The sequence below is a fragment of the Oceanobacillus sp. CFH 90083 genome (assembly GCF_009389585.1).
Taxonomy (GTDB): domain Bacteria; phylum Bacillota; class Bacilli; order Bacillales; family Amphibacillaceae; genus Oceanobacillus.
Genome location: NZ_VIYG01000011.1, coordinates 44,435 through 67,184, shown reverse-complemented (window position 1 = coordinate 67,184; position 22,750 = coordinate 44,435). Strand labels below are relative to the sequence as shown.

The following is a 22,750-nucleotide window of genomic DNA, read 5'->3' as shown; positions in this document are numbered from 1 at the left end:
GGAGGGAACAGATTGCTAAAATTTATACTTAAACAAATTTTTGTTGCTATTATTCAGATTTTAATTGTTGCAACAATTGTATTTTCCCTTCTGCGCTTTATGCCGGGTGATCCAGCAGTTCTTGCGCTGGGAACCGAAAGAGGAAGTGATCCAGAGGCAGTCCAGCAAATGCGAGAACAATTAGGCCTCAATGAACCATTTTTAACTCAATTTGCTGATTGGATAGCGGGTGTATTTCAATTAGATTTTGGTCAATCATTATTTAACAATGTGCAGGTATGGGATTATCTTGCCAGCAGTATTCCAAAAACATTGGAATTAGCAATTGCTGCTATCATCATTGGCTCGGTTGTTGGAGTTACACTGGGGATTTTAGCATCAATTAATCGAGGAGGCATGATAGATAAGCTTGCAACTTCCATTGCGGCAATCGGTCTTTCATTCCCTGTTTATATAACGGGAACGGCATTTGTTTTAATTCTTAGTATTCAATTTAACCTATTACCTTCCAGTGGCTATGTTGATTTTTTTGACGATCCGATAGGACATCTGAAGAGTTTGATTATGCCTTCGTTTGCAATTTCTTTGCCATTGATTGCCTCAATCACCCGGATGACACGGTCTTCGATGCTGGAAGTTCTTGATAGAGATTTTGTACGAACGCTAAGAGCTAAGGGACTTTCGGAAAAGATTATTTTAATAAGACATGTACTCCGTAATGCTGTTATTTCTGTTGTAACAGTCATCGGCCTGGAAATGGCTAATTTGATCGGAGGAACTGTTTTAATAGAATATATGTTTAACTGGTCGGGATTAAGTACATTATTAGTTGATTCTATAAATAGCCGCGACTATCCAATTATACAAGGAGCGGTAATCATTATTGCATCGTTTTATATTTTGATTAATAGAACGGTAGAAATCATTTACGGGTTAATGGATCCGCGTACTAGATAAGGAGAAAGGGGTGTCAATATGTTTAAAAAGTTACTACAGAATAAACAATTTATTTTTAGCACAATACTCCTTTTACCGGTTTTCATTGTTGCCCTGATTGGACAATTTATCACACCCTATGATCCATTAGAGTTTAATCATAATCAAGTGCTTATAAAATCATCCTCGGAGCATTTATTAGGAACGGATGAATTTGGACGTGATATTTTAAGTAGGTTAATTGTAGGCATACAACCGACGATTTTAGTTGCTATAGGAGCTACGGCCATTTCTTTAGTTGGAGGAACGATTTTTGGAGTTATAGCAGGGTATGCACGCGGTATTGCAGAAAAGACTGTGATGAGATTTATGGATATTGTACTCTGTTTTCCACCAATTTTATTAGCACTGTTAGTAGTTGGTTTTTGGGGATCAGGTGTAAATAATTTGATGTTAATTATTGGATTATTATATATTCCATACTTCGCAAGGATTACACATTCAGCAACATTACAAGTTAAAAGCTTAGAGTATGTAGAAAGCGAACTATCTTTAGGAGCGACCCATTTTCGTGTGATTTTAAAATCTATTTTACCAAACATAACATCTCCAATAATCGTTCAAGCAAGCTTAACATTTGCCGCTACCATTTTGCTTGAATCAGGTTTAAGTTTTCTTGGGCTGGGGGTTACACCGCCTGCCCCGTCATGGGGACAGATGATTGGTGATGCGAGCGGTTATATTCATAACAATCCTTTCTATGTTATTTGGCCATCTCTCTGTCTCGGAGTCACTATGTTGGCAATCAATTTATTAGGGGATAGCCTAAGGGATGTTTTAGATCCAAAACTAAAAAGGTAATAAAGATCTTAAATTAAAGGGGGAGGAACAAATATGTTGAGGAACAAAAATATCTTTTTGATATTGTTCATAGGCGCTTTATTGATTACAGCAAGTGCATGTTCTAATGAATCTACGAGCCAAGACAGTACAGATGGTGGGGATATTACTTTTGGTTTAGCGGAAGAACCAGATACTTTAGAAGCCTACATGCAAAATGGGACACATGGAAGAACTGTGAAATTAGCCTTAGCAAGAGGTTTATATAATTACAATGAAGCCGGAGAACTTGAAGCCGAGCTTGCGGAAGATTATGAAGTAAATGAAGATGCGACTTCTTATACCTTCCATTTACGAGAAGCATTCTTCCATAATGGTGATCCTGTAACTGCTGAGGATGTGAAATATACTTTTGAAAGAATATTGGCAGAAGATAGTACGGCAACGTTTAAATCAGAATTATCTATGATCGATGAAATTGTTGTGGAAGATGATTCAACTGTGACCTTTCATTTGAATGAACCTTCAGCCCCATTTTTACATTATACTGCTATCCCTGAATCTGTCATCGTGTCAGAATCATGGACAGAAGAAAACAGTGATCAATTAGATACAGACTTTATGGGGGCAGGGCCATTTAAACTTGTGGAATGGCAGCAGGGAAGTCATATCATCGTTGAAAAATTTGAGGATTATTATAAAGAAAATAAGCCTCAATTAGATGGGATAACTTTTGAATTTTATACGGAAGAAAACACGCGTGTAAATGCTCTAAGGTCTGGGGAAGTAGATATTATAGAAACAGTTCCTTGGAAAGATGTGGAGTCCCTGGAACAACTGGATACTGTCAAGTTAGACAGCAAGAATGGACCATTTATGAAGTTACAATTTAATACGAGTGTGGAACCTTTCGATGATCCTGATGTTCGTAAAGCAATTGCGTATGGTATTGATAGAGATGCGATTTTAAATACGGCATTTAGTGGAAGAGGTACACCAATCTACGGTATGGCTATTCTTGATGGATATTTGGGGTATGATGATCGGTTTACGGATTATTATGAATATGATCCGGACAAAGCAAAAGAACTGTTAGCCGAAGCGGGATACCCAGATGGTTTTAGTGCAACATTACTGTCCACCTCTCAATATGGAATGCACGAACAAACAGCTATTGCAGTTCAAGCAGAGTTAGAGAAAATTGGCATAGATATAACGCTTGAGTTGCCAGATTGGGCTACAAGAATCAGCAAAAATACCGAGGGAGATTATGAAATGCTCGTTGCGGGTACATCAGGTGATATTACAGATGGTGATTGGATGGCTAACTTTTATCAGGGTGGGGAAGTTCGTTTAAATAACTCTGCTTACTTTGATGATGAGGAGATCAATCAACTTCTCGCTGAAGGTAGAGAAACCACTGATGAGGATGAGAGACAGGAAATATATGAACAATTAATTGAACGTGCAATGGAAGAGTCACCATTTGTGTATCTAAATTGGAGAGAGCAAAGCTATGGAATGCAGCGTAATATTAAGGGTTTTACAAATTTAGAAGGCTTTCTTTCGTTCCAATCTGGTATAACGCTAGAAAATACGTATATAGAAGAATAATCACATGGATAAAGTGGTGGAATGTAAAATGACAAAATTACTAAGTATAGGTGATAGTGTAGTAGATTATTATAAATATAAAAATACAATTTTTCCTGGTGGTAATGCATTGAATGTCGCTGTTGTAAGTGCACATAATGGTGCGAAAAATAACGGTTATATGGGAATCATCGCCAATGATTATTATGGAGCTTTTTTAAGAAAGACCTTGGAAGAAGAATGTATTGATATATCTAAAGTCAGATATGCTATCGGTGAAAGTCCGGTAGCATGTGTAAAAATCGATAAGGAAGGAGATCGTATATTTGAAGGATCAAATATAAAGTCACGAATTACATCTGGTCTGGCGCTAAGGTTCGCTCCTGAGGACATTCAGTATATTAATCAATATGATATCATACACACAAGTATTGATAGCCACATCGAATCACAATTACATTTAATTGGACATAAACAAATATCTTTTGATTTTTCTACAAAGGAAAAGTGGAATGATGACATTTTAAAACAAGTATGCCCTCATTTAACTTTTGCATTTTTCTCTGGAAGCGGGATGGAAGAAAAGGATATATATACGTTGATTTCCAAGGTTGCTGAATTAGGGGTTCCTACAATAATCGTTACTAGAGGAGAGAAAAGTACTATCGCCTACCAGGAAAATAAGTTTTATTTTCAACATCCTCAATTGATTAAAGTTGTGGATACGATGGGAGCGGGTGATTCTTTTATAGCTGGATTTTTAACTTTTTATACAGATTCAAAAAGCATGGAATTTGCATTGCGAAAAGGTGCTGCATCAGCATCAAGAACTTGTCAATTGGAAGGTAGTTTTGGTAAAGGGGAATTAATATATGAGGAAGAGGACTAAGTATAGTCTTTTTTCGGAATTTAATATAACATTATAATATGTATTATAATATAATAGGAGGAATTGGAAATGGAAGAAAATAAACAACAAACATTGCATCAATTGGAAGAGGTATATAACGCATATGAAGAAAGAGAGATAGAAAGAGTCTTTTTAGTTGCATGCGGAGGATCAAAAGCATTGATGATCCCAAGTAAATATTTGATTGATCGAGAAGCAAAGAGCATTACAGCGGAAGTCTATAATTCAAATGAATTTATTCACTTGAACCCAAGTACGCTCAATGAAAAGTCATTAGTCATTTTATGTTCACACAAAGGGAAGACCCCAGAAACGACAGATGCAGCTCAGTTTGCTAAAAATAAGGGAGCCCTAACAGTATCCTTGATGTATGTAGAGGATGCACCGCTAAAACAAGCTTCTGATTATACAGTTAATTATAGCTGGGCACCTGCTGGTTCGAAAGAGCAATATTCTGAGATAATGAATTATGGCGTTTTATATCGTTTAACCTCCAAACTATTGAACATAAAAGAGGGTGATCTAACATATGAAAAAATGGTATCTAGCTTAGAAGGGTTAAGCAAAGCATTTGATAAAGCAGATGCACAATATCGTACAAAAGCAAAAGAATATGCAGAAAAAGTAAAAGATGAAAAAATTATTTATACGATGGCAAGCGGAGCAAATTATGGCATTGCCTATACTTTTTCAAATTGCATCTTAATGGAAATGCAATGGATACATTCGCATCCTATTCATGCAGGAGAGTATTTCCATGGACCTTTTGAAATAACTGAAAATGATGTACCGTTTATTCTCTTAAAAGGATTGGATGAAACACGGCCATTAGAAGAAAGAGCGGAAGTATTTTTAAACAAATATACAGATAAACTACTTGTGATTGATGCAGAAAAACTGGATTTATCAGATATAGATGATGAAATAAAAGGTTACTTAGCACCAATGGTGATAAATTATGTATTGCGTTTACATGCAGTTGCATTAGCAGAAGTGAGAAATCATCCTTTACCGACGCGCAGATACATGTTTAAAGTTGCATACTAATAGATTATAAGCAAAATCCTCTTTACTCATGTGGTGGGTAAAGGGGATTTTGCTTTATTCGGGCATAATCAAGAGTAATATTATAAGGGCCAATGCTGGTAAGAATGATTCGTAAAGTACATTAGCCGTAGCAGATAAAGGAAAAAAGTACTGTAAATAATATATTATAATATTAGCATATGTTATAATATAAATTATTAAATTTTTGCGTGTGAGTAAAATCTTTTTGTTTTTATCTAACTAAATCAAATATTAAAACCTCTCCTTCATTGGTTGTTTATAATTATTTCTAATTTTCCTAAAATATGTCCTATTTTTATTTAACCTTTAGGAGTTTCACATAAATATATGCGCAAGTTGAATAATATATAATTTAATTTAAATTCAATTGAAAAGGTTAGGAGAGAAGGTAATGAAGCTGAATATTTCAAGTGAAAAACCATTATACTTACAATTAAAAGAACATCTTAAATCAGAAATAAACATGGGGAGCTATAAACCAGGACAAAAATTGTCGACAGAGACAGAGTTGTGTGAAGAATATGGTGTAAGCCGTATAACGGCACGGCGGGCAATAACTGACTTGGTTGAAGAAGGAGTATTAGTCAGAAAGCAAGGGAAAGGTACATTTGTTCAAGAAATAAAATACAAAAGAGAACTGATTTCAGTAGGAAGTTTTTCCGAATTAACAAGCAGTTCTGGTAATGAACCAAATACGAAAATATTATCCATCAATATTATTGATTTAGGAGAAAATGAGAACAGCTTTCCTGTTTCAGAAGACTCTCAGATCCTTGAATTACGTAGGTTGCTTTATATAGATAATGTACCTTTGATAATGGAAACATCCCATTATCCGCTTGAATTATTACCCGGTCTGGAAGAAAAAATAAGTTCAACTACTTCAACCTATCAAACCTTGAAGGAAGAGTACGGTATTGATGTGATAAGTTCTGATAAAACAGTTAATGTTGGTTATGCTACGATGGAAGAAGCGGAACGTTTGCAATGCGATATTGGCGCTACATTATTTAATGTTGAGAAAATTTCATCTGATCAAAATGCTAGGCATATACATTTTTCAAAATCATTAATGATTGCGGATAGGGTTACATTTACTTTAAGTATTAATAAATAAATGTCCTATTTTGATTTTCACCTTACAATTATCAAGAAATATTGAGAATCTATATCAGCACTTGCTGTTAAATAAATAAACCAAATGGCTTCATCTTTTTAAGACAAAGACCATTTGACGCCTGCACATCACTACCCAAAAATTTAGTCTTCTTATATCTTTTTCTCCTGCCGCTTTTCCCACTGTTGCTGGAGGCTTGCATTCGCTGTTATCGAATACGTACAATAGTGTAGGAACCCTTTTCAAATATATATTATAAGAACTGTACAGAAGCCTGAGAAGCAAGAGCAGCACCTGGTTGTGAAGGTGATCTGGGATATGCTTCTCATTCAGGCCGTGATGGAAACGGGATTGGATTTGAATAATCTGGTTATTATTCAAGTACTGATCAATCAAAATAAACTATAAAAGAATAACTGAAAAGACACCTTGCTCGTAGAATGAAATTACTAAAAAATACAGGAGAGGTGTTTTTTGTTTCTGCATAGTCAAATATATATTCATTAAAATGACGTAGCTTCTTACTTCTTGTCATTAACTTTTGAAACATGTGTACTATAATTATTTTTTATATATTTCATTGAGGATTTCAATAACTGAAATTTATGAAAATATATTGATATTCTGATAATTAATTTTATAATAAAGGCAACCCTTGCAAACTAAATTGGTACGGATATCCTAATGTATTCTGGTCAAATTGGCTCTAATCAACTTATAAGGAGGAGTGATTCAAGCACTGACCAGTATACCAGAAGAAATAAAGAGCAAATGAGAGGGGAATTTAGTTTGACAAATAAGAAAGGTTATAAAACTTGCTTATTTGTATAAAGCAACTTGGCTGTTACCTAAAACGCTGGTGACAATCAAGTTTTCTAAGCATGCATTTAAATAACGAATGGAGGTTTATAAATGAGGAGTAAAACGAAAGGGATTTATGCTGCAGGAAAAGATGTCTCTCAATTATGGAACGCTATGCATCGGTTTAACCCGGATGAACAGCAAATTGTAGCAGTCTCTGGGGAAGGCTCATGGTTTACGGACAGTGCCGGTAATCGATATTTGGATGGTGTATCTGGTTTATGGTGTTTGAATCTTGGACATGGAAGGCAAGAAATCATTGATGCAGCGGCTGAACAAATGAAAAATCTCACCTATTCTCCCCTGACGATGAACCATCCGCCTGCTATGAAGCTTGCAGGAAAGATAAGCGACTTATTGGGAGGTGACTATCAGACTTTCTTTTCTAACAGTGGCTCGGAAGCAAATGAAACCGCATTCAAAATTGCCAGGCAATACCATAATCAAACAGGAAACCCTGGAAAATATAAAGTTATTTCTCGTTATCGCGGGTATCATGGCTCGACTCTAGGTGCGTTAAGTGCAACTGCACAGGCAAATCGGCGGGTAAAATATGATCCGGGTGTTCCAGGCTTTTTGCATGTATATCCCCCATACAGCTACCGTTCTCTTTTTGGTGGAGATCCGGAAGCATCAGATCTGAAGGCAGCACAGTTAGTTGAAGAAATGATTAATTGGGAGGGTGGAGAAACAGTAGCGGCATTTATTATGGAGCCTTTTATTTCCGGTGGCGGTGTGATTATTCCATCGATAAAATATATTCAGCGTATCGCAGAAATTTGTAAAAAGTACAATGTATTGTTAATTATGGATGAAGTTGTGTCTGGATACGGAAGAACTGGAAAAATGTTCGGTTTTCTGCATGCGGAAGGTGTGCAGCCTGATATTGTGACAATGGCTAAAGGGTTGACCAGCGGGTATCTTCCGTTAGGAGCGACAGCTGTTAAATCGAATATTTACAGTGTCTTTAAAGAAAAAGGAAAAGATAATCATCTCCGCCATATATCCACCTATGGAGGGCATCCGGCATCCTGTGCTGTAGCATTGAAAAATATAGAGATTATTGAGAGAGAAAATATTATGGAACGTGTAAGCAAATTGGGCGAATTAAAATTAGGAAAGCTTCATCAATTAATCGAATGTGAGAATGTTGGTGAAGTGCGTCAAATCGGATTTTTATTAGGACTGGAAATGGTAACGGATAAGGAAAGCAAAGTACCACTGAATGATATCTCGATGAATGAAATTATCGGAGCATGTAAGAAAAAGGGATTAATTGTTGGACGAAATGGGGATACCGTGCCGGGTTACAATAATGTAATTATTGTTGCACCTCCATTAACAAGTACGGAAGAAGATTTAGATTTTCTTGTAGATACATTGTGCTCAGTAATACGTAATCTTTAAAAGTCTCGAAAATTTGGTCTCATATTAAGTACATGGTCAAGCAGCAAACAGAAGTAAATAAGACATGAACAAAAAAGATGAAAATGACTCCGAGTGGGCGATTATTTAGATCACGAAGTTAAGGGAGGTAAGTAAGGCTTAGAAATAAATATTTTGTGCAGTAAATCCCTGGGTAGACAGGTGGTTTATTGCACATTCAATAATAAATATTCCTGTAAATAAGTTCCCTTCAATATGTAACAAGTATCCCTTTAAATTTTAAAAAAAATCCTGATATATTAGGGGGAAAAGCATGGAAAGTAATTTAAAAGATAACTCGAACATTACCTTGGAAGAACGGAATACACTCCAAAAAACATTTAAACCCCATTGGATCTGGGCAATTGCTTTAGGATCGGCAATTGGATGGGGAGCTTTTGTCCAGCCGATCAACTGGATGTCTGCAGCAGGCCCGCTGGGGGTTATTCTTGGGTTCTTTATCGGTGCTCTGTTAATGATTCTTATTGCGGTCAGTTACGGCTCCTTAATTCAAAGTTTTCCCGTTTCCGGCGGCGAATTTGCTTATGCGTACGTCAGCCTGGGCAGGACACATGCTTTTATCTCCGGTTGGTTTTTGACCCTGGGATATATCTGTATTGTCGCATTAAATGCCTCCGCATTCGCCCTGATGATTAAGTTTATCTTTCCAAGGATAATTGAGAACATCCCGCTGTATCAAATTGCAGGCTGGGATGTCTATCTGGCCGAAGTATTTGTAGCAGCCGTTGTGCTGATTGCATTTGGATTCTTTAATATCCGCGGAACAACCTTATCAGGAGGCATGCAATTTATTTTCTGTATAATCATGATTGCAGCTATATTTATACTTCTACTATTAGTTGGAATCCAGCCAGGCGCGGGATTCTCCAATATCACACCGATGTTCCCGGCGGAAACAACAGCAATTGCTGCGGTTATTTCCATCGTTGCTATTGCGCCGTGGGCCTATGTCGGTTTTGATAATGTGCCACAAGCTGCGGAGGAATTTGACTTTCCCTCCAGCAAAGCATTTAAATTAATTGTCTTTGCCATTTTAGTAGCAGCAGCATTATACAGCTTAATGATTATTGTCACTGCAATGGTTCGTCCATGGGAAGGCGTCGTTGAGGAAAATCACATCTGGGGTACAGGTTATATCATTGAAAATCTGCTTGGACCTTTAGGATTGGCTATTCTTGCAGTGGCATTGACCATGGGGATTTTCACCGGGCTGAATGGATTTATTATTTCATCCAGCAGGCTATTATTTGCCATGTCCCGGGCTAAAATTATTCCAAAAGGCTTTTCCAGACTGCATCCAAAATATAATACGCCTTACTTGGGGATTATATTTGCAGTAATCGTTGCGATGCTGTCACCATGGTTCGGGAGAGAAGCCCTGATGTGGGTTGTAGATATGTCCTCCATTGGTGTGACCATTGCTTATTTTTATACCTGTTATGCAGCCTTTACCTTATTTAAAATGAAAAAAGACCATACCTTTAATGAAAAAAAACATATTGAAGCTCCCGGAAAGAAAGTTATTGCGATACTGGGGATGATTGCCAGCGTTATCTTCCTTAGCCTGCTGCTTATCCCGGGTTCGCCGGCATTTTTAGGCGTAGAGTCCAGAATTGCTTTGATTGCGTGGATTGTTTTAGGGATTATTTTTTATATTATCAAACGTAAAGATTTCAATAAAATTCCTGAGAAAGAATTAAATTATTATATTCTTGGGAAGGAAGAAATTGAGATTGAGAGGGATGAAAATAATTAAAAGAAAAAAACTTGAGCTTTTAAAGTGGACGTACCCTATAAAACAGATAAGCATGTTTTTATCTGTTTTATAGGGTCCAGTTTATATTTTTTGTCACAAGCCTATACACAAATAAAAGAAAAATCAGCGTGCCGATATTTTCTTACATGTTCTGTTGATTCATTGCCCCTACCATCGAAATAATAGTAAAAATGACAGCAATGATAAAGACCTTTAACCAAAATTTGGATATGGGTTTCTTTTTTATGGCGCGGTAGATAAGGCTCCAAATTCCTGTGAGTATTAAAGAAAGTAAAAATGCTCCAAGCAATCTGCCGAAGAGGTAAGCGATCATGTTGGTCATGGCGGTTTTCTCCTTTGTTTTTATTTGGTTTTGATGGAGAAGATGTATATTATAGAAATATATTATCAGATTTATCTGGGAGTATCTATACTGTGATTTAGTTATATTAGATATGTGTGATCTGATTGATAGCAGGAAGTGACTGGAAGTCTTAAAAATTTAAGTTTATTCTGATAGTATTTAAGAAACTTAGAAATTTGTTTTGGAATCGTTCATTGCCAGCATCAGAAAACGTGGAGGATTCAATCCACAGAAGCTTCAGGATGTAACATATAACATGAAAGGAGAACGAAAATCATGATATCTCACGTCATATGGGATTTAGGAGAAACCTTAACAACCCCGCCCAATGGAAGGGTAGACGCAAAGCCCCTTACAGAATATCCGGAAATAGAGCTGAGAGAGCATGTATTGGAAGTACTGGAAACAATAAATAACATGGGTTTAAAGCATGCGATCCTCAGCAATACAGCGACAAGTGACACCGATGTCGTCCGGGAGCTGTTAAAAAGGTTAGGGGTTCTGGACAAATTTGAATATGTTTATGCCACGAAGTCAGAGCTGGACCCGTCTATTCCAGAAAAACCGGATAGTATCGTATATCAGTATGTACTCGATAAATTAGATATTAAAGCCGAAGAAGCTGTTATGATAGGTAATACCTGGGATACGGATATTATTGGAGCAAATAGAGTTGGAATGCATGCGATTTGGCTTCAAAACCCGGAAGTATCTGTTAGAAAGGATTTTGATGAAAAGGTTATAACTCCTCCATGGATGTTACCGGTATGGGATATAGCGGCGGTGCCGAAAGCGATTGAACTGATTGCAGGAGTAGAGTTAAGCTCAAATAAGGATAAGCAGTAAGCTTTAATGATTTTTATGAATCAAATTAAAACACATTTAAAAGTATATATAACATGAAAGCCAGCTATTTTAAAGTAGCTGGCTTTCATGCTTGAACGGGCACTTTATTTGTCTTGAAAAAGAAATAGGGCGATAAGAAAGTGGCTTCAGTGTATTTGTAAGTACCTCTCTTTTTTCACATAAGTTAAGCTTCTTTGGTTATTGGATTGCACTTGGTTCTACATGGTAAATGGTTTCCCCATCCTTAATCGTCTCCAAAACCTGTATATCTCGAATATCCATCTTATCCACTTTCAACGGATTCCTATCTAATATTACTAAATCAGCTGCTTTGCCTTCCTCCAGACTCCCTTTATGATCCTCTTCAAAGTATTGATATGCAGCATTGATAGTTACAGCTTTCAACGCTTCATAAACACTGACACATTCTTCCGGCCCAATACGGATGCCATTTCTCGTTTGTCTATTCGCTGCACACCAGATTGTATGCAGCATATCCGGTTTCACGATTGGCGGGTCCTGGTGGAAGTTCACACATAGTCCGCGGTCATATGCTGATCTGGCCGGGCTGATACGCCGGCCCCGTTCTTCACCGAGATTTTTTAGATGCACATCGCCCCAGTAATATGTATGCGCTATAAAGATAGAAGGAATCATAGATAATTCAGCCATTTTATCGAGCTGGTCATTTCGTACAGTCTGGCAGTGAATCATAACAGGTCTTAAATGATGTTTATTTGGATTCTTTGATTCTTCTAAAGAAGCCTGATAGTTACGCAAAAGCTGATCGGAGGCAGCATCACCGTTACAATGTGTCAGCAGCTGCACATTGTCATTAATTGCGGCATCTGTAAATTGCTTCACCTGCTCATCCTGATACCATGGATATCCCCGATAGCTTTCTTCTCCTTCATATGGTTCTGTCAGCCAGGCGGTTTTTCCTTGAGGAGACCCGTCTAGAAACATTTTATAGCCGCCGATTTTAAAATGGTCAGCATATTTTTTTGCATATGACTGATTTTCTTCCATCAGCTTTTTTGGTTCCGCATCAAAAACAGGGTAGGCGACCACATCTATTTTCAGCTTTTGCTGCTGTGCCAAGGCTTTGAATAAGTCAATAATTTCTTTGGATGATGCGCCGTCCTGGACAGTTGTAATGCCATTTTTGATATAAATATCCTGAGCAAACTCAGCCAGCTTGACATCATCCCGCTTCACACCTTTGAAAAGCGTTTTTTGCAGCCCCATCATGGCGTTTTCTTCTAAATAGCCATTTGGCTCTCTGCTTCCTTCCATCCGACCGATTGTTCCGCCTTCCGGATCTGGTGTATGCTTGTCTATACCCGCTGCCTGCAATCCCAAATCATTCGTGCAGCCCAAGTGGCCGGACGCATGTAAAATGAAGATTGGATGCTCCGTGGAGACTTGATTCAGAATATCTTTGGCTGGATGACTGTTTTCCTCAAGAAAATTATTATCGTACCCGAACCCGACTACAATATCACCTTTATTCAACCGTTTTTCCTGAATATAATCTTTCAATGTCTGGATAATATCGCTAAAATTGCTGCATTCACTTAAATCGGCCATCAATGAAAATTGACCGACCATTGAAATATGTCCATGCGGGTCAATAAAAGCTGGCACCAAAGTTTTACCCTGGAGATCAATTTTTTCTGCATGATGATCAGCTGCCTGTTTCACTTCTTCCAGACTTCCTTGCTTCTTAATAAGACCATCCTCTGTTAAAACAGCCTCGGCGTAGTCATCCTCTCCTGTCATTGTAAGGATATCGCCGCCATAATATAGTTTTTGCATTACATTTCACTCCTTATTTTTCATAACACTTTTGCATAGGATTTCTCTTTCCTTTCACTTGTTTCAATATTTTCCTTAAAGTCATATGTTTTTCTGCCCCATACTTTGAATACTTTTAATAAAATTAAATAGAGGGGAATGGGTGCTAGTAACCATAGAATTCCTGCTGTGACAGATAACGTTCCTGCCATAATCATCATAATGGTTGTAACTGTCACATAAGAGAACATCATCGGGATATTCATCATGCCTAATTCAATGGCGGTGGTGGAGCGCAGGGAAGGCTCAATAATCCTTACCAGCGCAATCCCGCTCGGCACAGTTCCCAGCGAAGTTCCCAGTAAGCCAAGTGTCCGGGAAAAGTCATTATCACCGCCCAGCCGTTTTCCAAAATATAAGACTACGGCGACTGTTAAGATCGTTATAACAATGGATTCGATAATAATCGGGACAATCCACTGGCCGATGATACTGAATTGAACAGCCATAAAGGAGCATACCACCAGATAATCTGTGGACCAGCCGGTAATTTTTGTTTGAAAGGTATTATCCAGTAAATGGTCGAGCCGGAGCTTTTTCAATATCATTTTTACCAGATAACCGGCCAGCATTCCATAAATAAACAGCATTCCGCCGAGGGTTGGACCTGCACCCGGGATCAGTGAAACGAGATACGCCATTCCTAAAGCCAGCACATAACAGATTCCAATCATTGTAAAGTGAAAGGTCATCGTATCCATATTACCGCTGAAGACTGTTTCCTGTCCGATAGACTCTCTTTTGTCATCCTTTGTATAATAGCCGCGTTTTATATAATTTTTAATCTCTGATTCTCCATATTTCTTGGCTAATCCGCGTTTTAAGCCATATTTCGCAATCGGTACGCCAACTAAGAAGCAGGCAATAAAACCGATTGCTGCAAAGGTTAGGCCGACCATAGCCGCATTTTCTATGCCATACTGCTGTTCGAAAATAGCGCCGAATGTAGCTGCCTGCCCGGGACCTTGAGCAAATGCAAATGGGATAAGCAATCCATATAGTGCGTCCATCCCGAAATAACTGCCGATTAAGAGAGCGACAACAATACCGGCAACAGGTGTCAGTGCATATAATAGATTCCAAAGCATACCAAGACCGACAGCTCCCTTGACAATTTGTTTACCAACCGCATCTTCTTTATTATTTTTGTTATTGCTTGTTAAACCAATGGAAATGAATGTAATCGTAAATAACTGTGTGACAATGATCATGAACATTTCTGCATTGGTTGCCTGAATAAGGTTTGTATTCATTAAAACTAAGCCTAGAATACCGGCTATGACACTGGCAGGTACCAGCATATTTCTAATAAAAGATATTTTTGATCTGATAATCATCCCAACACAAAGCAGGATGCTCGCGATGCCGAAAGCAATCATAAAACTCATTTTTATGACCTCCTTGAGACTGTCTATATCTGTGCATAGAATTAGTATTCTTCATTTTATGCTAAAAGTAAAAGTATTCTCAAGGAGGTAAGAATGTTCGTACCAGTTAAGAAATAATAGATTATTCTACATCTATCTGCTGTTTCTCGACAAGGTTATCTTAAATGCGTACATGTCCGCCCGATAATGAGCTCTTTCAAATTCGACAAAATCCCCATTCATATCTGTAATTTTTCTTTCCGCAATAATAATACTCGAGCCTTCTGAAATATTTAATAGCTGTGAATCATTCCCTGTTGCGGTACTGGCTCTGATTTCCTGCTCTGCCTGAAAGGTTTTTACTTTAAGTTCCCGTTCGAGTAATTCATAAAATGCCTCCTGATCTAAATTAAATTGAGACAGCTTCTTACCTAACGCAACAGGATAATAATGTCTTTCAACCCCCATTGGAATATCATTTGCATATCGTACTCTTTTAAAGTGATGGGCTTTATCTAATCCAGTGATATCCTTTAATCTTCCAAATAGTTCAATTTCTTTTGATGTAATTAATTTCGCTCCCGGTGACATTCCCATTTTTTTAATATTCTCTGAGGTGCTGCTGAGACTGCCGAGCCAGTCATTGATTGTCCTGACTGCTATAAAGGTTCCTTTTCCGGGCTTTCTCATCAGGATACCTTCCCGGACAAGCTGCTCTATACTTTGCCTGACGGTACTTCTGCTGACATAGTATTCATTCATTAGTTCCCGCTCGCTGGGAATTTTATCTACATAATGGCTGTTATATATTTTTTGTTCTATCTTTTGTTTTAATTGCACATGAAGAGGAATGGAATTTGTATAGTCTAAGCTCATTGGTGTTCCCTCCGATGGTTGCTGAGTTTATTTTGTGATTGATATTTATTATTTTAGCATGTTTTGGGAAGAGGAAGGATTGAGAAGCTCGTTATATAGAGGAGAGATTAAAAATAAAAAAATGAAAAATTTATAAAAGGAATTCTTAAATTTTTATCAATATTTGCGAATAATACTTAATTTTCACTTGTTTTTAAGGTATAATTAACTATGAATATAGTTCTGTTAATTTATATCCTATCAAAAATTCCCCTGTGTTTTATAGGTATACAGAAATAAACACTAACCATTAAAATCTCTATTTACATAATGAAACAAGAGGTTATTTTAGTAGGAATAAATGCAAAATACAGAAAAATGGAAGGGCTATGTTGAAATTTGCTGGAATTGTAGCCTTTCATACAAAAAAGGGGGTTATAGTATTGTCTATGGCATTAATACTTATTGGTTTATCAGCTTTATTTTTTTCACTTATTTATTTTATTATCTATTTTGTTCAGAAGAATATCTTTAAGCGTGAAAAGGTATTAAATAAACGGCTACTTTGTACTACTGCAATCAGTGGTGTAATTTTATTTGCTGTTGGTATTGGTTTTGAAAATACAGATAATAATTCCGTGAAGGTAAAAGAGCTGACAGAAGAGAACGAAGAGTTGAACAGTGAATTAGAAAGCATACACTCTGATCATGAACAAGAACTTGCTGCATTAGAGGAGCAATATAAATCTGAAATGACAGATTTAGAAGGTCAACATGAAGAGATATTAGCTGAATTAAAAGCAGAAGCAGAGAAATCCTCTAATGATATAGAAGAGTATGAAGAGTTAATCGCAACCTTAGAAGAAGAAAATGAGCAAATCAGTTCGTTGAATGATGATATTGAATCTCTAAATAATGAACTGGAAGAGCTGTCTGAGGAGAATGAATCTCTGAAAAGTGAAATAAGTGATTTAGAGTCACGACTTGCAAGTGCAGAGTCGAATGCAGCTGCTGCAAGTGCCGGCAGTAATGCATCCAGCTCAGGTTCGGAATCAAGTTCTGCATCTGATTCCAGCTCAGATACAGATTCGAGCGGTTCATCATCCAGCCCTGATGTATATTATAAAAACTGTACAGAAGCCAGAGCAGCAGGAGCAGCACCTGTATATCAAGGTGATCCGGGATATGCAGCTCATTTAGATCGTGATGGAGACGGGGTTGGATGTGAGTAATCCGAACCTGCGATTGCCCAACTTGGATTGGGAAAGAAAAATATTAGCTGCTTGAAAAAGTGGAGGATAGTCCATACCTAGTTAAGTAGGTGTGGACTATTTTGGATATATAGCTTTTGGATTACTCGCTATTTAATTTCTTGAACCACAAACAGCTGTTGATCCATTCTTATAAATTGGATACGTACGCTGTATTTCTAATATGAAAATTCAGGATGATTATGCTTGATAATATCGAAAATATAGCCAATTTCACTGATAGGCAGGCTAATGTTATAAACATTCTCCAATTGAATGAACGCTTTTTTTATTCCTCTTATAAATTCGTGGTGGCTCTGCTTAAAGCTTTCCAAATCTGTATAGACCTCAATTGGCTGTTGTTTAACAAGCCTTTCTATTAAGCAGCTGATATGAATATATAAACTGATTTTTGAAGAATTAGATAACTCAACCTGAAACATTTCCTGTAATAAAGATAATGTTTTTTCGACATGATTGATTATTTTCTCCGGATTTAATATCGTAATATGGTCAAGCACACTTTGCGTCGAAAATTGTTTAAGCAGCTTATCGTTAAGTATGGAAATTTCACTTTCTGTTAACACGGCTTCAAGGATTTCATACCATTTAAACTGATTATTCCCGCTGATGATATCTTCAATTGCGACAAACGGGATTCCTTCTATTCCCGGGTCCAGCGATCCGACAATACCCAGGATGTTGTATTCATTAAAATAGTTGGCCTCTGTTCCGGCATGCTTCAAGCTGGAGTAGTCGTATGCTATCACATCAATGTTTTGAATATCCTTAAATATCCTGTCCAGTAATTCCTTAAATTTCATAGCCGTTCCGATACCAGTATCACAAGTAGTAATAATGACATTTTCTTTTTTAGTGACAGGAGGTTCAATAATTTGATATTGAGGTACCTGTTCCTCCATTTTTGCTAATATGTCATGGATTGGTTTGTTTTGCAGGATTTTTTCTCCTGCTTCTATCACCATCGAGGTTGTCACATTATTGACTAAGCCGATTGTTCCTTTAAAGCTGTTTTCCAGTCGATCGGACAGCTGTATAAGTGATCCCATATCGACAAAAATAATAATATCACTGCTGTTATCGATGGTTTTGAGAAATAATGTAATCTTTTCAATAACCTCGGAGACAGACACCTCTATCGGCATATCAAATCCTTGAAAAAGGTATTTTCCCAATAGCCGATTAGCGACATTGGCGATGCTGGAAGCGGTATTTTCTCCGTGGCAAACAATAATCGATTTGATTCCCTTGTTATCGGTCAGCTTTTCAAAACCTCTTAAAAACAGGATAATAATATTTAAGTCCAGTAAATTAATTTGCATTCCCAATACATTTTCCAACTCTTCTTTTATCAGATTTGCCTGGTTAAATTCTCTTGGATAAACATGCTTTAAGCCTTCTAAGAGCTTTCTGAACGTCCCTTCTTCATCTGCTGCTGTTGAAAATGATTCATTTCTGTAAATGATGTACTTCGCTATTTTCAAAATGGTCTGCTGTGAATAGAAGATGTAATCGTAAACCTTTAAAACATTAAATAACAGCTTTTCGATCGTATTAACCTTTTGTTCAGAGCGTTCAAGAATCGAAAATGACTGCAGGGTATCTAAATATTTGTTTACATCTTCTACTAACACGGAAAAAGGGATGTCCTGATGCTGCTTCACTTTTGTTTGAATCTCTGTGAATAAATGATTGATGATATTTTCTGTTTCTGAAAGATGCTTATCGGATAATTTAGTGCTGTCCCTGTAATCAATAATCATGCTGTCCAGAAGGATATGCTTGAATTGATAATGTAAATAATACTTATTATCTGCGTACAGCTTTATTAAATGCTCGGGAAAATGTCTGATGTTAATCGAAATATTGTTATCAGCCTGAGAATTTTCCTGCAGTGCGCTGGCACAGGAAAAAATAATGACATTTCTGAGTCCGCCGATATTGCCGGGCGGATCATATTTAAAAAGTGTGTAAACCACATCTTTAGAAATATCTAATGTCTTGTTGATCCGTTTGCTCTCATCCCTGTAAAATTTTTTGATTAAGGCTTGCTTATTTTTGAGAGAAATTTGATGAAGGGATGGTAAGTCAATTATTACTGGTATTCTTCTTGTAAAAGTAGGTAAAAAAGCTTCGCTGGGGTTTTCCGTAGTTGCAAGAATAACCCTGACATTTGTTTTCCTTTCTACATCACTGTTACCTAAAGGGTTATAGACACCTTTATCCATCAGTAAAAATAATTTTTCCTGACTTTCAAAAGATAACCGATGTGCTTCGTCTAAAAATAGTACACCATTATTGGCAGCTTCGACTACGCCATTTTTATTACTGTCCGCCCCGGTAAATGCTCCTTTGACATGTCCAAATAGTTTAGCAGTAATTAAATCGGGGTTATCTGCATACTCTGCACAGTTAAAAGTAATAAATTTACCGTCCTCCGGGATAATTGCTTTTGCTGCAGCATAATCATAGATTAATTTTGCCAGATAACTTTTTCCGACACCTGAATCGCCGGTGAGCAGTATCGGCAGTCCGCTGGGAGGGTAACTGATTGCTGTTTTGCATTGCTCAATCATATTTTTAGTATCCATGGAATCGCCAATAAAGCTTTCAAAAGGATCAAAGGTGTTTTCCGTAATGGAAAAATAGCTTTTTAATGCATCTATACTTTTGAAGACGAATGTTTCAATAACTTTATCATAATAGTTTTCTAATGTTTTTCTCTCAAAGAATAAAACGGGACGCGAATTTACCTTGATGACTTCCTTCCGATGGAATAAGTCATTCAGGAGACGGCTTGCTACACTTCGATTCATTTGAAACGTATCGCTTAATCGTGTTGCAGTAACACCTTTTCCTGGCTGCTGTGTATCCTTATTGATTGATTGTTCGCTTAGAAATTGAATTAGTTTATCTCTCTCCATAGATCTCATCCTTTTAAAATAAATAGTCATTGCAGCGTACCTGTGATGCGGGGTACGCTGCAATGTCCTATTATGATTTGCTTCTCATCAGCTGATGGAAATTATGAAATTTAGAAACAGCAGGGTCAATTCCTTTTTCGTTTGCAAGTACAGCAGACAGCAGCTGTAACGGGATAATATATTCAAAGATGCTAAATAACGGATCCTCATCCGTAGCAAAGTTTAAATGTTGCTTCGAAGCATCGAATTCCTCGCTTCCAATCAAATAACAATGCTTGGTAATTTTATTTAGAAATTCTTTTAATAGCACTATTCTTTCCTGACTCTCATGCTTTGGTGCCAGGAAAATAAAATTGCTATCTTCACTGACACAATTATAAACACCATGCATATATTCTTCCATTTCGTATCCGATAACAGGTACTCTTACCGTTTCCAGAAGCTTTAATGCTCCTTCAAGTGCCGTAGCGTAGTTGGCTCCATATCCGATAACCATGATTTCGCGGGCGTTTGTCAGTTCATCTTTAATCCGGTAAACCCATTCCTCCGAGGCTTTTGTGATTTCATCCAGCTTCTCGAAAGTGTTCTTCATTCTTGATAAATAGCTGTTATACTCTTCACTGCTTAATAGATAATGATGCTTGCTGAATTCTAATGCGAAGAGCATTAAGGTAAGGATCGATGCGACATATCCTTTCGTTTTTGCACCAGCCTTTTCGTGGTCTCCTACGCAAATAGGTAAAAAGTAATCAGAAGTATCAGCCAGATGACTATCTTTATATTCTGACATACCTACTGTTGGAATCTTCATTTCCTGTGCGCGTTTTATCCCATTTATAGTAGATAAACTGCTGCCGCCCTGAGAGATACCTAACACAAGACTGCTTTTATCCGCTGTCAGATTTTCCTGCATAAAGTGGGTAGGGTACGTAGGGTGAACCTCCCAATTGGTTACTTCTTCAACCAACGGCTTTGCAGCTACGGCCGCATGATAAGATGTTCCCGATCCGATAATATAGACATTCTTTACTTCCTTGCTGATAGATGGAATAACAGCGCTTGTGATATCTTCTCTGTCCGCTATTAAATTCAACAGTACTTCCTTTTCCTCCAAAATATATTGATGCATTAAATTAACCGTCATATTAAATTCCTCCTTTAGAAAATTCCTAAAACTGAGCTCACAATTCCTATTGCAATAATTCCTAACATAATATAGTTCACTTTAACGTTTTTCTTTAGCAGATAGAGTATAAATAAGGTTAAGCCCAGCGGTATCACTTTTGGCAGAATCTCATCCAGCGTCTCCTGCAGATTTACTTCACTGCCCTGCATACTGAAAGAGAGGGGAGTGGATAAATCGATCAGCGTTCCTGTCATTGCTCCAATCACAATCAAGCCTAATACCGAGGCACTTAAAGATACTTTTTCAAATTGCCCTTTTTCCTGAACCTTGTCCAATAAGTCTGTTCCTTTATTAAAGCCTATGAAAGTCCCGTAGTACCTGGCTAAAAAATGCGGGACATTATAGAGCACCAGAAATAAAATCGGACCTAAAATATTTCCGTCAGTAGCCAGGGAGATTCCTATACCGGCAGCGATTACTCTGAATGTACCCCAGAAAAATGAATCACCGATACCGGCCAGCGGTCCCATTAATGCCACCTTAATATTATTGATCGTGCTTATATCAAAATTCTCTTTGTCTTTCGCGTTTTTCTGCTCCATCGCACCGGAGATACCCATAATAAAGCTGGATACTGCCGGAGTCGTATTAAAAAATGCCAAATGACGCTGATATGCTTCTGCTCGATCTTTGCTGTCGGGATACAATTTCTTTAATAGTGGAATTAAAGAAAAAAGGTAACCCAATGCCTGCATCCGTTCATAAGTAAAAGAACCTTGGAGTGTAAAAGAGCGCCAGAACACTTTTCTTAAATCCTTTTTTGTAATTTCACCCGGCTTTTTTTGTTCTTCCATTACAATGTAACCTCCTCATCGTCAGACTTATCTAACTGATAGAGTATGACTGCAATAATGGCACCGATAATAGCGACTCCGGTGATATCCACGCCAAAGTAAATAGCTATGACAAACCCCAGAAAGAAATAAGGGGACAGCTTCATACTGAAGGTCATTTGCAGCAGCAATGCAAAGCCCAGAGCTGGAAACATCGACGCTGCTACTCCTAATCCATCCGTTATAAAGGCAGGGATATTATTGACAAATGCCTCTACCGTTTCTGAACCCAGCATGATCCCTAAAAAATTCGGTACAAATCCATTTAAAAAGAATAGTGAAACACCGAGCCAATGCATCAGGGTTATCTTTCCTGTATCTCCTTGCTTGGCATAACGATCCGCCCGATGAATAAAAAAAGTATTGATCGTCCGAACCAGAATCCCTAAAGATTGCGCCAAAATAGCAATAGGTACAGCTAATGCCAAGGCGACTTCCGGACCGCTGCCTGTCATAATGGCAAACGCTGTCCCTAACACTCCACCAGTAGTAACATCCGGGGGAGTGGCTGAACCAATACCGACAATCCCCATCCAGACCAATTCCAGTGTTGCACCTACGATAATCCCTGTTTGCAGATCCCCCAGAATCAGCCCAACCACGGGACCAAGTACTAACGGCCGCTCAATCATGGTTTGTCCAAAAATTCGGCCATCCAGGATTCCAACTGCTCCGACAAGCCCTATCAAAATCGCTTCCAGCAGCATTTTCTTCCTCCTT

18 protein-coding genes are annotated in these 22,750 nt (G+C 37.6%); 10 read left to right on the top strand and 8 right to left on the bottom strand.

The window, feature by feature from the left end:
* Window positions 1–12: 12 nt before the first annotated feature.
* The 8 genes from FLK20_RS15945 (at window position 13) to FLK20_RS15910 (ending at window position 10,527) form a co-directional block, all read left to right on the top strand.
* Window positions 13–957 carry an ABC transporter permease gene (locus FLK20_RS15945; protein ID WP_227995079.1) on the top strand — a complete coding sequence of 315 codons (945 nt, stop codon included), beginning with the start codon at window positions 13–15 and terminating at the stop codon, window positions 955–957.
* An 18-nt stretch (window positions 958–975) separates the two neighbouring features.
* The gene (locus FLK20_RS15940; protein ID WP_152657587.1) at window positions 976–1,797 is read left to right on the top strand and encodes an ABC transporter permease; all 822 of its coding nucleotides are present in this window, start codon (window positions 976–978) and stop codon (window positions 1,795–1,797) included.
* A 33-nt stretch (window positions 1,798–1,830) separates the two neighbouring features.
* On the top strand, window positions 1,831–3,390 hold the full coding sequence (locus FLK20_RS15935) for an ABC transporter substrate-binding protein (protein WP_152657586.1): 1,560 nt from the start codon (window positions 1,831–1,833) through the stop codon (window positions 3,388–3,390).
* A gap of 4 nt (window positions 3,391–3,394) precedes the next feature.
* Entirely contained in the window at window positions 3,395–4,258 is an 864-nt protein-coding gene (locus FLK20_RS15930; protein ID WP_152657585.1) for a PfkB family carbohydrate kinase, read from the top strand.
* A gap of 69 nt (window positions 4,259–4,327) precedes the next feature.
* Complete coding sequence (locus FLK20_RS15925) at window positions 4,328–5,326, top strand: SIS domain-containing protein (protein ID WP_152657584.1); 999 nt, start codon at window positions 4,328–4,330, stop codon at window positions 5,324–5,326.
* A 412-nt stretch (window positions 5,327–5,738) separates the two neighbouring features.
* Window positions 5,739–6,464 carry a UTRA domain-containing protein gene (locus tag FLK20_RS15920; protein WP_152657583.1) on the top strand — a complete coding sequence of 242 codons (726 nt, stop codon included), beginning with the start codon at window positions 5,739–5,741 and terminating at the stop codon, window positions 6,462–6,464.
* A 912-nt stretch (window positions 6,465–7,376) separates the two neighbouring features.
* Window positions 7,377–8,732, top strand: a complete 1,356-nt coding sequence (locus FLK20_RS15915) for an aminotransferase (protein WP_152657582.1) — start codon at window positions 7,377–7,379, stop codon at window positions 8,730–8,732.
* 328 nt (window positions 8,733–9,060) lie between these two features.
* Window positions 9,061–10,527, top strand: coding sequence for an APC family permease (locus tag FLK20_RS15910; RefSeq protein WP_152657642.1), 1,467 nt, complete (start codon window positions 9,061–9,063; stop codon window positions 10,525–10,527).
* Between the two features lie 142 nt (window positions 10,528–10,669).
* On the opposite strand, the gene FLK20_RS15905 is transcribed toward FLK20_RS15910, so the two are convergent.
* Entirely contained in the window at window positions 10,670–10,870 is a 201-nt protein-coding gene (locus FLK20_RS15905; RefSeq protein WP_152657581.1) for a hypothetical protein, read from the bottom strand.
* Between the two features lie 297 nt (window positions 10,871–11,167).
* Between FLK20_RS15905 and FLK20_RS15900 the strand changes: the two genes are divergently transcribed.
* Window positions 11,168–11,737 (top strand): HAD family hydrolase, encoded by a 570-nt coding sequence (locus FLK20_RS15900; protein WP_152657580.1) that lies wholly within the window; start codon window positions 11,168–11,170, stop codon window positions 11,735–11,737.
* 198 nt (window positions 11,738–11,935) lie between these two features.
* Here FLK20_RS15900 and FLK20_RS15895 read toward each other — a convergent pair whose 3' ends face one another.
* The 3 genes from FLK20_RS15895 to FLK20_RS15885 all read right to left on the bottom strand — a co-directional run bounded on the left by FLK20_RS15895 (window position 11,936) and on the right by FLK20_RS15885 (window position 15,837).
* Window positions 11,936–13,555, bottom strand: coding sequence for an amidohydrolase (locus FLK20_RS15895; protein WP_152657579.1), 1,620 nt, complete (start codon window positions 13,553–13,555; stop codon window positions 11,936–11,938).
* Window positions 13,556–13,575: 20 nt separating this feature from the next.
* Window positions 13,576–14,982 carry a sodium/glutamate symporter gene (locus FLK20_RS15890; RefSeq protein ID WP_255473840.1) on the bottom strand — a complete coding sequence of 469 codons (1,407 nt, stop codon included), beginning with the start codon at window positions 14,980–14,982 and terminating at the stop codon, window positions 13,576–13,578.
* A gap of 132 nt (window positions 14,983–15,114) precedes the next feature.
* A complete protein-coding gene (locus tag FLK20_RS15885; RefSeq protein ID WP_152657578.1) occupies window positions 15,115–15,837 on the bottom strand; it encodes a GntR family transcriptional regulator in 723 nt (240 codons plus the stop codon).
* 428 nt (window positions 15,838–16,265) lie between these two features.
* On the opposite strand from FLK20_RS15885, the gene FLK20_RS15880 reads away from it, so the two are divergent.
* Window positions 16,266–17,048 (top strand): excalibur calcium-binding domain-containing protein, encoded by a 783-nt coding sequence (locus tag FLK20_RS15880; RefSeq protein ID WP_227995085.1) that lies wholly within the window; start codon window positions 16,266–16,268, stop codon window positions 17,046–17,048.
* Between the two features lie 197 nt (window positions 17,049–17,245).
* Here the strand turns inward: FLK20_RS15880 and FLK20_RS15875 are convergent, their stop codons facing one another.
* The 4 genes from FLK20_RS15875 to FLK20_RS15860 form a co-directional block, all read right to left on the bottom strand.
* Window positions 17,246–20,011, bottom strand: coding sequence for a sigma 54-interacting transcriptional regulator (locus FLK20_RS15875; RefSeq protein ID WP_194165642.1), 2,766 nt, complete (start codon window positions 20,009–20,011; stop codon window positions 17,246–17,248).
* A gap of 70 nt (window positions 20,012–20,081) precedes the next feature.
* On the bottom strand, window positions 20,082–21,155 hold the full coding sequence (locus FLK20_RS15870; RefSeq protein ID WP_152657575.1) for an SIS domain-containing protein: 1,074 nt from the start codon (window positions 21,153–21,155) through the stop codon (window positions 20,082–20,084).
* Between the two features lie 14 nt (window positions 21,156–21,169).
* A complete protein-coding gene (locus FLK20_RS15865; protein ID WP_152657574.1) occupies window positions 21,170–21,991 on the bottom strand; it encodes a PTS system mannose/fructose/sorbose family transporter subunit IID in 822 nt (273 codons plus the stop codon).
* Window positions 21,991–22,737 carry a PTS mannose/fructose/sorbose/N-acetylgalactosamine transporter subunit IIC gene (locus FLK20_RS15860; RefSeq protein ID WP_152657573.1) on the bottom strand — a complete coding sequence of 249 codons (747 nt, stop codon included), beginning with the start codon at window positions 22,735–22,737 and terminating at the stop codon, window positions 21,991–21,993. The genes FLK20_RS15865 and FLK20_RS15860 overlap by 1 nt, the downstream gene beginning before the upstream one ends.
* Between the last annotated feature and the right edge of the window lie 13 nt (window positions 22,738–22,750).

Coding starts and splice junctions, on each gene's coding strand:
- FLK20_RS15870 (WP_152657575.1), bottom strand. CDS start 21,155: ATGACGGTTAATTTAATGCATCAATATATTTTGGAGGAAAAGGAAGTA.
- FLK20_RS15930 (WP_152657585.1), top strand. CDS start 3,395: ATGGATAAAGTGGTGGAATGTAAAATGACAAAATTACTAAGTATAGGT.
- FLK20_RS15925 (WP_152657584.1), top strand. CDS start 4,328: ATGGAAGAAAATAAACAACAAACATTGCATCAATTGGAAGAGGTATAT.
- FLK20_RS15860 (WP_152657573.1), bottom strand. CDS start 22,737: ATGCTGCTGGAAGCGATTTTGATAGGGCTTGTCGGAGCAGTTGGAATC.
- FLK20_RS15880 (WP_227995085.1), top strand. CDS start 16,266: ATGGCATTAATACTTATTGGTTTATCAGCTTTATTTTTTTCACTTATT.
- FLK20_RS15890 (WP_255473840.1), bottom strand. CDS start 14,982: ATGAGTTTTATGATTGCTTTCGGCATCGCGAGCATCCTGCTTTGTGTT.
- FLK20_RS15920 (WP_152657583.1), top strand. CDS start 5,739: ATGAAGCTGAATATTTCAAGTGAAAAACCATTATACTTACAATTAAAA.
- FLK20_RS15895 (WP_152657579.1), bottom strand. CDS start 13,555: ATGCAAAAACTATATTATGGCGGCGATATCCTTACAATGACAGGAGAG.
- FLK20_RS15915 (WP_152657582.1), top strand. CDS start 7,377: ATGAGGAGTAAAACGAAAGGGATTTATGCTGCAGGAAAAGATGTCTCT.
- FLK20_RS15940 (WP_152657587.1), top strand. CDS start 976: ATGTTTAAAAAGTTACTACAGAATAAACAATTTATTTTTAGCACAATA.
- FLK20_RS15875 (WP_194165642.1), bottom strand. CDS start 20,011: ATGGAGAGAGATAAACTAATTCAATTTCTAAGCGAACAATCAATCAAT.
- FLK20_RS15885 (WP_152657578.1), bottom strand. CDS start 15,837: ATGAGCTTAGACTATACAAATTCCATTCCTCTTCATGTGCAATTAAAA.
- FLK20_RS15935 (WP_152657586.1), top strand. CDS start 1,831: ATGTTGAGGAACAAAAATATCTTTTTGATATTGTTCATAGGCGCTTTA.
- FLK20_RS15900 (WP_152657580.1), top strand. CDS start 11,168: ATGATATCTCACGTCATATGGGATTTAGGAGAAACCTTAACAACCCCG.
- FLK20_RS15905 (WP_152657581.1), bottom strand. CDS start 10,870: ATGACCAACATGATCGCTTACCTCTTCGGCAGATTGCTTGGAGCATTT.
- FLK20_RS15865 (WP_152657574.1), bottom strand. CDS start 21,991: ATGGAAGAACAAAAAAAGCCGGGTGAAATTACAAAAAAGGATTTAAGA.